The organism is Streptomyces sp. NPDC107559 (assembly GCF_055657365.1).
The window spans coordinates 437,143-450,204 of the sequence record NZ_JBVKBD010000005.1 but is presented as its reverse complement, the minus strand read 5'-3'; the positions used below and the strand labels follow the sequence as shown (position 1 = coordinate 450,204).

At 70.1% G+C, this 13,062-nt stretch carries 11 protein-coding genes; 1 reads left to right on the top strand and 10 read right to left on the bottom strand.

Translation table 11 applies throughout. From position 1 onward, the window contains the following. Position 1: 1 nt before the first annotated feature. The 9 genes from ACZ7OY_RS19140 to ACZ7OY_RS19100 all read right to left on the bottom strand — a co-directional run bounded on the left by ACZ7OY_RS19140 (position 2) and on the right by ACZ7OY_RS19100 (position 10,884). Positions 2-595: a Uma2 family endonuclease gene (locus tag ACZ7OY_RS19140; RefSeq protein ID WP_471912410.1), complete on the bottom strand. Its 594-nt coding sequence runs from the start codon at positions 593-595 to the stop codon at positions 2-4. Between the two features lie 95 nt (positions 596-690). Then, entirely contained in the window at positions 691-1,974 is a 1,284-nt protein-coding gene (locus tag ACZ7OY_RS19135; RefSeq protein WP_471912409.1) for a thymidine phosphorylase, read from the bottom strand. Positions 1,975-2,040: 66 nt separating this feature from the next. Next, positions 2,041-2,442, bottom strand: a complete 402-nt coding sequence (locus ACZ7OY_RS19130) for a cytidine deaminase (RefSeq protein WP_351612571.1) — start codon at positions 2,440-2,442, stop codon at positions 2,041-2,043. Next, on the bottom strand, positions 2,439-3,701 hold the full coding sequence (locus tag ACZ7OY_RS19125) for an ABC transporter permease (protein ID WP_471912408.1): 1,263 nt from the start codon (positions 3,699-3,701) through the stop codon (positions 2,439-2,441). Before ACZ7OY_RS19125 ends, ACZ7OY_RS19130 begins: the two co-directional genes overlap by 4 nt. Then, positions 3,701-4,819, bottom strand: coding sequence for an ABC transporter permease (locus ACZ7OY_RS19120; protein ID WP_471912407.1), 1,119 nt, complete (start codon positions 4,817-4,819; stop codon positions 3,701-3,703). Before ACZ7OY_RS19120 ends, ACZ7OY_RS19125 begins: the two co-directional genes overlap by 1 nt. Further along, positions 4,816-6,588 (bottom strand): ABC transporter ATP-binding protein, encoded by a 1,773-nt coding sequence (locus ACZ7OY_RS19115; protein ID WP_471912456.1) that lies wholly within the window; start codon positions 6,586-6,588, stop codon positions 4,816-4,818. The genes ACZ7OY_RS19120 and ACZ7OY_RS19115 overlap by 4 nt, the downstream gene beginning before the upstream one ends. A 223-nt stretch (positions 6,589-6,811) precedes the next feature. Beyond that, positions 6,812-7,858: a BMP family lipoprotein gene (locus ACZ7OY_RS19110; RefSeq protein WP_471912406.1), complete on the bottom strand. Its 1,047-nt coding sequence runs from the start codon at positions 7,856-7,858 to the stop codon at positions 6,812-6,814. 281 nt (positions 7,859-8,139) lie between these two features. Further along, positions 8,140-9,204 carry a BMP family lipoprotein gene (locus ACZ7OY_RS19105; protein WP_471912455.1) on the bottom strand — a complete coding sequence of 355 codons (1,065 nt, stop codon included), beginning with the start codon at positions 9,202-9,204 and terminating at the stop codon, positions 8,140-8,142. Between the two features lie 447 nt (positions 9,205-9,651). Further along, entirely contained in the window at positions 9,652-10,884 is a 1,233-nt protein-coding gene (locus ACZ7OY_RS19100; RefSeq protein WP_471912405.1) for an amidohydrolase, read from the bottom strand. A gap of 340 nt (positions 10,885-11,224) precedes the next feature. On the opposite strand from ACZ7OY_RS19100, the gene ACZ7OY_RS19095 reads away from it, so the two are divergent. Then, a complete protein-coding gene (locus tag ACZ7OY_RS19095) occupies positions 11,225-11,905 on the top strand; it encodes a class I SAM-dependent DNA methyltransferase (protein WP_471912404.1) in 681 nt (226 codons plus the stop codon). 63 nt (positions 11,906-11,968) lie between these two features. Here ACZ7OY_RS19095 and ACZ7OY_RS19090 read toward each other — a convergent pair whose 3' ends face one another. Continuing rightward, on the bottom strand, positions 11,969-13,054 hold the full coding sequence (locus ACZ7OY_RS19090; protein WP_471912403.1) for a hypothetical protein: 1,086 nt from the start codon (positions 13,052-13,054) through the stop codon (positions 11,969-11,971). Positions 13,055-13,062 lie beyond the last annotated feature (8 nt).

Here is a 13,062-nt window from a genome sequence, read left to right as displayed (position 1 = left end):
TTCAGGCGACGGGGAACTCGGTGGTATCGAGTTCAAGGTCGAAGGGCTCCGGCAACGAGATCGTGGCGCCGAACTTGCCGGCGCGCAGGACACGGTAAACCGCACCCTGCGGCTCCCCGTACAACGTGATCGTCGGGCCTCCTGGAGCCCAACTGTCGATGAGGAGGTACAACGGGACTCCCGCCTGCGCATACCCCGCAGCCTTCTTGATCCGATCACTACTCGCGTTCGACTTCGAGGTGATCTCCACGATGAGTTCGGCTGCGACCGCCGGAACGTAGTTGCCCGCATGCGCGCGGAGCACTTCCTTCGGTGCCACCGCAATGTCGGGGATGTAGAGCCCACCGCGTGAGGGCACTGCCGCGCCCAGCGTCTGGTAGATGCCCCACGTCTTGGGAATCACCTCGTACAGGCTGCGCTGCACAAGGTCGGCAATGTCGTTGTGGGAGTTGGACGGCGGTGGTGCCACGGTGACGATCCCCTCGATGATCTCCACCTTGCAGCCCTCGGGCGCGTCCGTCTCCTGCCAGATCCGGACGAGGTCGTCCCATTCACGGCCGTCGGCCGTCGAGTGGTCGACGGTGAGTGGGCTCATGGCGATCTCCTATCGATGCGTCACCGAGTCCAGCATGCCGAACGGGACCGGCGAGGGTCCACCGGTCCCGTTCACCCGAAAGGGAGATCACCTGGTCAGGCGATGCGCTCCAGCACGACCGGCGTCGCCGTGAATGGCGTGTCGGCCGGGGCGACGTCGTACGAGCCCTCGACCGCCTCCAGCGCGTACTCGAAGCGCTCGGGAGTGTCCGTGTGCAGGGTCAGCAGGGGCTGGCCCGCGGTGACCGTGTCGCCGGGCTTGGCGTGCAGCTCGACGCCCGCGCCCGCCTGCACCGGGTCCTCCTTGCGGGCGCGTCCGGCGCCCAGGCGCCAGGCGGCGACACCGATGTCGTAGGCGTCGAGGCGGGTCAGCACGCCCGAGGCGGCGGCCGTGACGACGTGCTGCTCCTTCGAGGTGGGCAGCGGGGCGTCCGGGTCGCCGCCCTGGGCCGCGATCATGCGGCGCCAGACGTCCATCGCCGAGCCGTCGGCCAGGGCCTTCGCCGGGTCGGCGTCCTTCACGCCCGCCGCGTCGAGCATCTCGCGGGCCAGCGCGAGGGTGAGCTCGACGACGTCCGCCGGGCCGCCGCCCGCCAGGACCTCCACCGACTCGCGGACCTCCAGCGCGTTGCCCGCGGTCAGGCCGAGCGGGGTCGACATGTCGGTGAGCAGCGCGACCGTCTTCACTCCGTGGTCGGTGCCCAGGCCCACCATGGTGGAGGCCAGTTCCCGGGCGTCCTCGATGGTCTTCATGAAGGCGCCGGTGCCGACCTTCACGTCCAGGACCAGGGAGCCGGTGCCCTCGGCGATCTTCTTCGACATGATCGAGGAGGCGATCAGCGGGATCGCCTCGACCGTGCCGGTGACGTCGCGCAGGGCGTAGAGCTTCTTGTCGGCGGGCGCGAGGCCGTCGCCCGCCGCGCAGATCACCGCGCCGGTGGTGTCCAGGACGTGCAGCATCTCCTCGTTGGAGAGCAGCGCCCGCCAGCCGGGGATCGACTCCAGCTTGTCGAGGGTGCCGCCGGTGTGGCCGAGGCCGCGGCCGGAGAGCTGGGGCACGGCCGCGCCGCAGGCCGCCACCAGCGGGGCCAGCGGCAGGGTGATCTTGTCGCCGACGCCGCCGGTGGAGTGCTTGTCGGCGGTCGGCCGGGAGAGGGAGGAGAACTCCATGCGCTCGCCGGAGGCGATCATCGCCGCGGTCCAGCGGGCGATCTCACGGCGGTTCATGCCGTTGAGCAGGATCGCCATGTTGAGGGCGGCCATCTGGTAGTCGGCGACCTCGCCGCGCGTGTACGCGTCGATGACCCAGTCGATCTGCTCGTCGCCGAGCTCGCCGCGGTCCCGCTTGGTACGGATGACGGAGATGGCGTCCATGGCCATGGCTTTCCTTCCGGGGATTGCGAAGAGCGCGGCCCCTCTGCACTGGTCAGAGGGGCCGCACGGGAGTTACTTGGTGAGGTGGTCCGGGCCGAAGGCCTGCGGCAGCATCTCCGCAAGCGGCAGGATCCCCGCCGGGGTCTCCAGCAGGAGATCCGCCCCGCCGAACTCGTACAGCAGCTGTCGGCAGCGGCCGCACGGGACGAGGATGTCGCCCTTGCCGTCCACGCACGTGAAGTGCGTCAGCCGCCCGCCCCCGGTGCGCTGCAGCTCCGAGACCAGTCCGCACTCGGCGCACAGCCCGAGCCCGTACGAGGCGTTCTCGACGTTGCAGCCGGAGACCGTGCGGCCGTCGTCGACCAGGGCGGCGACGCCGACCGGGTAGCCGGAGTACGGGGCGTAGGCGTGGGACATGGCGTCCCGGGCCTGCGCGCGCAGCGCCTCCCAGTCGACGTCGGTGGACGGGGTCACTTGCCCTGCCCCTTCCGGTACGGCAGGCCGTCCGCCTTCGGCATCCTGAGGCTCTGCGCGGACAGCGAGAGCACCAGCAGCGTGACGATGTACGGGGTCGCCGTGACGAGCTGACGCGGCACCTCGTTCGTGGAGGCGTACCAGAGGAACATCAGGGCCGCGATCACGACCGTGACGACAGCCGGGACGTACTTCTTCTTCCACGCCAGGTAGGCCGCGCCGAACACCAGCAGGATCGCCAGCAGCAGGATCAGCGCGTGGACGTTGGTCGTGCCGCCGCGCAGGTTGAGACTGTCGGTGTAGCCGAACAGGCCCGCGCCGAGGGCGAGGCCGCCCGGCATCCAGTTGCCGAAGATCATCGCCGCGAGGCCGATGTAGCCGCGGCCGGCCGTCTGGCCGTCCAGGTACACGTTCGACGCGACGATCGACAGGAAGGCGCCGCCGAGACCGGCGAAGCCGCCGGAGATGATGACGGCGATGTACTTGTACTTGTAGACGTTGACGCCGAGCGACTCGGCCGCCACCGGGTTCTCGCCGCAGGAGCGCAGGCGCAGGCCGAACGCGGTGCGCCACAGCACCCACCAGGTGATCGGTACGAGCGCGACGGCGATGACGGTGAGCGGCGACAGGTCGGTGATCAGACCGCCGACCAGGCCGGCGATGTCCGAGACCAGGAACCAGTGCTTCTCGTTGAGCGTGTTCAGCCAGTCGGACAGGCCGGGGATGTCGAAGGTGCCCAGCGAGTCGATCGGCGGGGACTGCTTGGCGGAGCCCTCGGGAGCGTTCTCGAAGGTGAACTTCGACAGGTAGCGGGTGGTGCCGAGGGCCAGGATGTTGACGGCCACACCGGAGACGATGTGGTTGACGTTGAAGGTCACGGTGGCGATGGCGTGCAGGACGGCGCCGAGCGCGCCGCCGATGATGCCGAAGGCCACACCGACCCACGGGCCCCACTGGTAGCCGGCCCAGGCGCCGAACCAGGTGCCGAGGATCATCATGCCCTCGAGGCCGATGTTGACGACGCCCGAGCGCTCCGCCCACAGGCCGCCGAGACCGGCGAGGCCGATCGGCACGGCCAGCCGCAGGGCGGTGGACATCTGGCCGGTGGAGGTGATGCCGTCCGCGCCGGTGATCAGCCGGACGATCGAGGTCAGGACCAGCACGCCCGCGATGACCAGCAGGAGTACGGGCAGCGACATGCGGCGGCCGGTCTTGCCGGGCTTCGCCTGCGACTTCTTTGCGACGGTCGCGGTGGACATCAGGCCGCCACCTTCCTGTTGGTGTTCTGGGCGGCGGCGGCCAGCTCGGCGCCGACCCGGCTCTGCTGACGGCGCAGACCCCACTGGCGTACGAACTCGTACGAGATGACGACCGCGAAGACGATCAGGCCCTGCATGATCGTGGCGATCTCCTTCGGGTACGCCTCCGGAGTCGCGTAGTCCAGGGCGGGCGAGGCCTTGTCCAGGAAGGCCCACAGCAGGGCGGCGAAGGCGATGCCGCCCGGGTTGTTGCGGCCCAGCAGCGCGATGCCGATGGCGGTGAAGCCGAGGCCCGCCGGGAAGCTCAGGCTGTAGGTGTGGGTGTCGCCGAGCAGCAGCGGCAGACCGGACAGGCCCGCCACCGCGCCGGAGATCAGCATGGAGACCAGCACCATGCGCTTGGCGCTGACGCCCGAGGCGGCGGCGGCCGTCTCCGAGGCGCCGGTGGCGCGCAGGTCGAAGCCGAAGCGGGTGCGGTTGAGGACCAGCCAGTACAGGACGCCCAGCAGGATCGCGAGGAAGACCAGGCCGTAGATCTCACCGACGTCGGAGCCCAGGTCGATGCCCGGGAACCAGCCGGACTCGTGCATGACGCCGGTCGTCATGTTGTTGCCGACCTGGACGCCCCACACGTCCTTCTGGGTGAGGTAGACGATGAGGCTGGTGGCGATGGCGTTCAGCATGATCGTCGCGACGACCTCGCTGACGCCCCGGGTGACCTTCAGGACGCCCGCGATGCCCGCCCAGAAGGCGCCGGTGCACATGGCGACCAGCAGCAGCAGCGGAATCTGGAGGACGCTCGGCAGCGCGATGTTCGCGCCGACGACGGCGGTCATCACCGCGGCCAGGCGGTACTGGCCGTCGACGCCGATGTTGAACAGGTTCATCCGGAAGCCGAGCGCCACGCCGATGGCGGCGATGTAGTACAGGGACGCCTGGTTGATGATCAGGACCTGGATGTCCGAGTACGGCAGCTGCTGGAGCATCAGCGTGTACGGCTCGATCGGGTTCTTGCCCGAGGCGAGCAGGACGACCGACGTCAGCGCGATCGCCAGGACGAGCGCGATGACCGGGCCGGCCACCGCGAGGAGCACGCGCTCCTTGTCGAGCTTCTTCATCGGGCCTCGTCCTCCGGACCGGCAGCTTCCTCGGTGGTTTCCACGGTCTCCGCGGCTTCCACGGACTTCGTGGTCCCCACGGACTTCGTGGTCTCCACGGACTTCGTGGTCTCCACGTGTTCCAGGTGGCCGGACGCGGCACCGGTCATCGCCGAGCCGAGTTCCTCCGGCGTGATCGTGGCGGGATCCGCGTCGGCGACCAGCCTGCCGTCGTAGATCACCCGCAGGGTGTCCGACAGGCCGATCAGTTCGTCCAGGTCCGCGGAGATCAGCAGCACGGCCAGGCCTTCGCGGCGGGCCTCGCGGATGCGGTCCCAGATCTGCGCCTGGGCGCCGACGTCCACACCGCGGGTGGGGTGGGCGGCGATCAGGAACTTGGGGTTGTGGCTCATCTCGCGGCCGACGATCAGCTTCTGCTGGTTGCCGCCGGAGAGGGAGGCGGCGGTGACGTCGATGCCGGGGGTGCGGACGTCGTACTCCTCGACGATCCGGCGGGTGTCGGCCTGGGCGCTCTTCGGGTCCAGCCAGAAGCCCTTGGCGTTGGGCCGCTCGGTGACATGGCCGAGGATGCGGTTCTCCCAGAGCGGGGCCTCCAGGAGCAGGCCCTGGCGGTGGCGGTCCTCGGGGATGTAGCCGACGCCCGACTCGCGGCGCTTGCGGGTCGGCCAGGGCGTGATGTCCTCGCCCTGGAAGTGGACGGAGCCGGAGTCGGCGTTCTTCAGGCCGATCAGGGCGTCGATCAGCTCGGTCTGGCCGTTGCCCTCGACACCGGCGATGCCCATGACCTCGCCGGCGCGGATGGCGAAGGAGACGTCGTCTAGGACGCGCTTGGCAGCGCCGGGGGTGGTGGCCGCGATGAGGACGTCGGCGCCCTCCGGGGCACCGGACGAGCCGACCGTGGCGGTCTCGGGCTGCGCGCCGAGCTCACCGAGGGAGGCGCCGCTCGCGTACACGGTGAGGTTGCGCACTTCCAGGACGACCCGGTCGGTGACGGTCGACTCGGCCGTCTCCGGGGTGGGCAGCTCGCTGCCGACCATCATCTCGGCGAGCTGGCGCGGGGTGGTCTCGGCGGGGACGGCCGTGCCGACGGTCGTACCGCGCCGGATGACGGTGATGTCGTCGGCCACCGACAGCACCTCGCCGAGCTTGTGCGAGATGAAGATGACCGAGAGGCCCTCGGACTTGAGTTCGCGCAGGTTGTCGAAGAGCGCGTCGACCTCCTGCGGGACGAGCACGGCGGTCGGCTCGTCGAGGATCAGGGTGGTGGCGCCGCGGTAGAGGACCTTGAGGATCTCCACCCGCTGACGGTCGGCGACGCCGAGGTCCTCGACCAGGGCGTCCGGGCGTACGCCCAGGCCGTACCGGTCGGAGATCTCCTTGATCTTCTTACGGGCGTTGCCACCGATGCCGTACAGCTTCTCGCTGCCCAGCACCACGTTCTCCAGCACGGTCAGGTTGTCGGCCAGCATGAAGTGCTGGTGGACCATGCCGATGCCGCGGGTGATGGCGTCGGCGGGGCTGCCGAAGGCGACCTGCTCGCCGTCGATCTCGATGGTGCCCTCGTCCGGCTTCTGCATGCCGTAGAGGATCTTCATCAGGGTCGACTTGCCGGCGCCGTTCTCGCCCACCAGGGCGTGCACGGTGCCCTTGCGGACCGTCAGATGGATGTCGTGGTTGGCGACGACACCGGGAAATCGCTTGGTGATCCCCGCCAGCTCGACCGCGACTGTCGACGGGGCGGTGAGCGGAGGGCTGCTGGACGCGTCGATGGCGCACTCTCCTTGGAAAAAGGGCCGCTCTACGCGCGTAGCGCCCCTGCTTTAAATAGTGCCCGGATCTGATCGTTCATGATTCACTCACGATCCGTTCCGAGCATTCTGCCGCGCGAACGGGGCGCGGGGGGACATCCTCCCCGCACCCCGTTCCGTGACCGTAACGCTGCCATTACAGCGTCCTTTTGGCCATGTCTACGACAGGCCTACCAGCGCAGGTTCAGGAGGTCTTGACGGTGATGCTGCCGGACTTGATGGCCTCCTCGGCCTTCTTCACCGCGTCCTGGATGGCGGCGTTGCTCTCGAACGCGGGGTTCGAGTGCGACAGGCTCACGCCACCGTTCTCGAGGCTGCCACGGACCACACCGGTCTCCGGCTTGCCGTCGTGGACGGACTTGGCCAGGTCGTAGACCGCGCCCTCGACGTTCTTCATGGCGGAGGTGAGGATCGAGTCCTTGTACTTCGCCAGCGCGTCCTGCTTGTACTGGTCGGAGTCGACGCCGATCGCCCAGACCTTGTGCTCGTTGGCGGCCTTGATGACACCCTGGCCGGACAGGCCGGCGGCGGCGTAGACGACGTCCGCGCCCGCGTCGATCTGGCCGTTGGCCGCGTTCTCGCCCTTGTCGGGGCTGGAGAAGCCACCCTCCTGCGCGGTCTCGGTCAGGTACTGCTCCTTGACCGTGACGCCCTTCTTGGTGTCCTCGACGCCCTGCTTGAAGCCGGCACCGAACTTGTGGATCAGCGGGACGTCCACGCCGCCGATGAAGCCGACGGTGTTGGTCTTGGTGGCCTTGGCGGCGGCGACGCCGGCCAGGTAGGAGGCCTGCTCCTCGTGGAAGACCAGGTCGGCGACGTTGTCGGCCTTGATGGTCTCGTCGTCGACGATGCCGAAGGTGGTCTTCGGGTACTTCGCCGCGACCTCCTTGACGGCCGGCGCGTAGGCGAAGCCGACGCCGATGACCGGGTTGTAGCCCTTCTTGGCCAGCGTCTCCAGGCGCTGCACCTTGTCCGCGTCGGACTCGCCGTCCTGCGGCTCCACGGCCGCGCTCTTGTAGCCGAATTCCTTGTCGGCCTTCTCCAGGCCGGCGGTGGCGGCGTCGTTGAAGGACTGGTCGCCCTTGCCGCCGACGTCGTACGCCAGGGCCAGGCCCAGGTTCTTGTCACTGGAAGACGAGGAGGAGGAGGACGAGCTTCCGCAGGCGGAAACAGTCACGGCAAGAGCTGCGGTTGCAACGCCTGCAACCGCGATACGGGACACCCGGCGCATGGAACGAGACTCCTTTGTGCAAGCGCCCAAACCAGGCGCTGGTTCCGCCGCAGCGTAACGCGCGTAGACCAGACGAGAAAACCCCTTCTGTCCGGTCCGTTACCGAGCTGTGGCCACAGACGTAACCCAGACTACGTACAGCAGCGCGCCCCTTGCGGGAGGCAAGGGGCGCACGAGTTTCGCGGGTGCTCTCCGGAGCGGACGGGTCACCGTCCGCAGGTCGGAGCTCGCTGTTCCGCCACGACGCACGTCACCGTCGCGTCGCGTACTGCTGCGTACCGCTACTCCGTCTTGACGGTGACCGTGCCGGCGATGATGTCCGCCTTGGCCTTGTCGACGGCGGCGGCGACGTCGGCCATCGCCTTGTACTTCGGGTTGGAGTCGGCGAAGCCGACACCGCCGGACTTCAGGTCGCCCCGCACCTCACCGCTGAGCGGCTTGCCCTCGACGACGGACTTGGCCAGGTCGTAGACCGCGCCACCGACGTTCTTCAGGGCCGAGCCGAGGATGTAGTCCTTGTACTTCGCCAGCGCGCCCTGCGCGTACTGGTCGGAGTCGACACCGATCGCCCACACCTTGTGCTCGGCCGCGGCCTTGATCACACCCTGGCCGGACAGACCGGCCGCCTGGTAGACGACGTCGGCGCCGGCCTCGATCTGGCCGTTGGCCGCGTTCTCGCCCTTGTCGGGGCTGGAGAAGCCGCCCTCCGCGGGCGTCTGGGTGAGGTACTGCGACTCGATCTTGATGTTCGGGTTGACGGACTTGGCGCCCTGGTCGAACCCGTCCTCGAACTTGTGGATCAGCGGGATGTCCACGCCGCCGATGAAGCCGATGTGGTTCTTCTTGGTGGCCTTGGCCGCGGCCACGCCCGCCAGGTACGAGGACTGCTCCTCGTGGAAGACCATGTCGGCGACGTTGGCCGACTTGATGGTGGCGTCGTCGATGATGCCGAAGGTGATCTTCGGGTACTTCGCGGCGGCCTCCTTCACGGCCGGCGCGTAGGCGAAACCGACGCCGATGATCGGGTTGTAGCCCGCCTTGGCGAGGGTCACCAGGCGCTGCGTCTTGTCCGCGTCGGACTCGCCGTCCTGCGGCTCGACGTCCTGGCCGCCGATCTTGAACTCGGCCTTGGCCTTCTCGAAGCCGGCGAAGGCCGCGTCGTTGAAGGACTGGTCGCCCTTGCCGCCGATGTCGTACGCGAGGCCGATGCCCTTGGCCGAGTACTTGCCGGACTCGGAGTCACTGCCGCCGGCCGAGTCGGTGCTGGACTTGCCACAGCCGACCGCCGTGAGTGCGACGACCGCGACGGCCACCGCTGCTTGGGAGAACCTGGTCCTCCGAGAGATCAGACGCACAGCAAGCACCCTTCATCCCCACGGCACCGTCGCCGGCCCGCTACCCCTTGCGCCGCCACAGGTGGCGATTCCGGCGCACAGTAACGCGCGTAGAAGGGGAGGGGAACGGGGTTCCTCGCGGCCGTTATCGATTCGTGCCGCCGACGGGCCGCATTCCGGCGCCGCCGGTTACAGCCGGATAACTCAAGCGGACGAAGGGGCACATGACGGGCGCCCCTTGCTGTCGTCGCGTCAGGCGCCCTGTGGGCCGGGCCGATCGCCGCTCCGGATGCCAGGCGGACCGGGCCGATCGGCGCCCCGGGTGTCCGACAGGCCAGACCGACCGTCGACCCGGGCGGCCGACGGGCCAGGCCGATCGCCGAGCCGGGCTCGCGCCGACCCGTACTCCCGGCGGCCGGGCCGGTCCGCGACCCGGACTCCGGCGGCCGCTGCCTCGTCTCAGCCCGCCGCGTCCAGCAGTACGGCGGCGGTGAACAGCTCCACCCCGACCGTGATCGCGGACTCGTCGGCGTCGAAGTCGCCCTGGTGCAGGTCGCGCACCGTCCGCTCGCCGGGCGTGCGCACACCGAGGCGCGCGAGGGCCCCCGGCACCTGCTCGAGGTACCAGGAGAAGTCCTCCCCGCCGAGGCTCTGCTCGGTGCTCTCCACCGCCTCCGCTCCCCGGCGCACGGTCATGGCGTCCCGCAGCAGCTCGGTGACCACCGGGTCGTTCACCACGGGCGGGACCCCGCGCACATAGGTGATCTCCGACTTGGCCCGGTGCAGGTTGGCGACCTCGTCGATCGCGGCCACCACGACGTCGGGCGCCTGCCGCCACGCCGCGATGTCCAGGCAGCGCACGGTGCCGGAGAGCTCGGCGTGCTGCGGGATGACGTTCGGGGCGTGGCCGGACTCGATCCGCCCCCAGGTCACGGCCATCCCGCTGCGGGTGTCCACCCGACGGGCGACGATCGCGGGCACGTCGGTGGCGACCCGGGCCGCGGCGGTGACGAGGTCGGTGGTCAGGTGCGGCCGCGCGGTGTGCCCGCCGGGGCCGTTCAACGCGATCTCCAGCCGGTCGCAGGCCGAGGTGATGGGCCCCGGCCGCAGCCCGATCCGCCCGGCGTCGACCCGGGGGTCGCAGTGCACGGCGACGATCTGCCGCACCCCTTCCAGCGCCCCGTCCTCGATGGCGTCGACGGCGCCGCCCGGCAGCACCTCCTCGGCGGGCTGGAAGATCAGCCGCACGGGCTGGGGCAGCAGGCCCCGCTCGTGCAGCTCGGCGAGGACGAGCCCGGCGCCCAGTACGACGGTCGTGTGCACGTCGTGCCCGCAGGCGTGCGCCCGGTCGGGCACGGTGGAGCGGTAGGCGCACTCAATCTTCGCGTCCGGGATGGGCAGGGCGTCGATGTCGGCGCGCAGGGCGAACAGGCCGCGACCGTCCGCCGGCGCCTCGCCGTCCACGCCGATGTCACAGACGAGCCCGGTCCCGACGGCGAGCACCCGTGGCCGCAGACCGGCCTTCTCCAGCCGCTCCTTGATCGCCGCCGTGGTGCGGAACTCCTGGTTGCCGAGCTCGGGATGCATATGCAGGTCGCGCCGGAAGGCGACGAGCTCGGCACGCAGCTCCTCGGGCAGCGCACCGGGGAGCACGGCATCAGCGGGGATATCGGCCTCGGACTCTCGGGACATCAATTGGTTCACCCTCTGAAGGGTAGGTCTCCGGGGCGGCCAACTGCCCCTCGAACAACAAAACTTCAGCCCGTTAGGGGAAGAAAACCTGGCCGCCGGACGCATAGGCGTCGATTCAGGTGGGTAGACTCGCCCGCTTTCCGGACGGGCTTCGCACCCAGCCACCCTTCAGGCATACCATGCCCCGCCGTACGTACGCCGTTCTGTTCACCCGTCGGAACGCGACCGGGACACGCACCGGGCGGTGTCCCGCCGGGTCCCGCCCCGCCCCGGACGGCCGCGGGACGGGCTCGGCCATCCGGCGGACGCCCCGCCGGTGCGCTCGGTAACCTCCGGGCATGTGACCCACCCCGAGAGCGGTGAACTCACCGCACCCTTCATATCCGCGACCCGGACCTCGTACGACACCATCGCCCAGGACTACGCCGACAGCTTCGCGGACCACCTCGCCGTGCACCCCGTCGAACGTTCCCTCCTCGCCGCCTTCGCCGAGCTCGTGCGGGAGCGGGGCACGGCGCCCGTGGCCGACCTGGGCAGCGGGCCCGGCCATGTCGCGGCCCGGCTGCACGCCATGGGCGTGCCCGTCTTCGGGGTCGACGTGTCCCCGCGGATGGTTGAGCTGGCCCGCGCGGCGCACCCCGCGCTCCGCTTCCACGTGGGGTCGATGACCTCGCTGGACCTGCCGGACGCGACCCTCGGCGGGGTGCTCGCCCTCTACTCGATCATCCATGTCCCGGACGATCACCTGCCGAAGGTGTTCGCGGAGTTCCACCGGGCGCTGGCGCCGGGCGGCCAGGTGATGCTGGGGTTCCAGTGGCACGAGGGGGAGAGCGGGATGCATCTCGCGGAGCGCTTCGGCCACGAGATCTCGCTGGACTACCACTGGCACACCCCGGACGCCGTGGCCGACCTCCTCGTGAAGTCCGGTTTCCGGCTCCGGGCCCGCCTGCTGCGCGAACCCGACGCCGAGGAGAGGCTCCCGCGGGCGTTCCTGCTCGCCCACAAGCCCGAAGGGGCATAGCGACGCGGCCCGCGCACCGGGGTGCGCGGGCCGCATTCCGCTCCGTGGGTTCCTGCCGTGTGCCTACTGCGGGCTCGCCGCCGACACCCGGGTGACGTCCCGCGCCGTGCCCGTGACCCCCGACAGGAAGCCCTGGGCCCGGGGCGAGGCGTTCTCCGTCAGCCAGTCGGGGTCGATGTCGCAGACCGCGACCCGGACGTCCGTACCGGCCAGCGCGAGCGGCAGGGTGTGGACGACCGTCGACGGGAAGCTGAGTATCGTCCGCCCGATCGGGCCGCGCCGGGCGATCAATTCGAGCGGGAGTTCGGGGCGGACGATCTCCAGTCCCGTCTCCCGCGCGAGCCGGTGCAGCTTGTCCGTGCTCTCGCGGCGGTGCGCGAAGTAGCGCGTCGCGCCGTGCGCCCTGGCCAGGGCGCCCACCGCGGTCACGTACCGGTCCGCGTCGACCACGCCGGTCTCCACCAGCGAGGTGCCGACCAGGTCCGCACCCTTGGCGACCCGGGGCGGGCCGAAGCGGGAACGGGTCCAGGCGAAGGCGTTCTGAGTGATCGTCACGCCCTCGGGCGCCTCCTCTATGGGCATCGAGGAGAAGATCTCCACCCGGCGGCCGTCGCCCGGGGTCAGCCGGCGCCGGGCCGAGGACGACACCGGCGCGAACACCACGTCGCGCGGGCCGGGGCGGCCCCCCTTGCGGTGCCAGCGCACCAGCCGCTCGCCCCGGGCCAGCTGGGCGACGAACTCCATCGTCGCCGTGCCGTCGTCCACCACGATCAGGTCCCGGGCCCGGGTGATGGTCAGCAGCAGCTGTACGTAACGGGAGAACGGGTCTCCCATCACCACGCGTTCCGCCGCGCGCAGCAGCCGGGACAGGCCGCCGATGGTGCGGAAGGGCGCGGCCGTACCGCCCCGCGCCTCCTCCCAGCGGACCTCGTGACCGTCCTCGCGGGCCAGCTCCGCCATCCGGCGCAGCTGACCGCGGGTCATCGGGTCCATCGGGGACAGGACGACGAGGGTGAACCCCGCGCCGGACCGCTCCGGACCGCCCAGCCCGTGCGCATGCGCCCATTCGAGCACGTTCAGCAGCTGAACCGGGCTCTCCACGAAGGCGAGCGTGTGGGGGGTGCCGGTGGTCCCGGCGCGAGGGTTCATCGACGTAC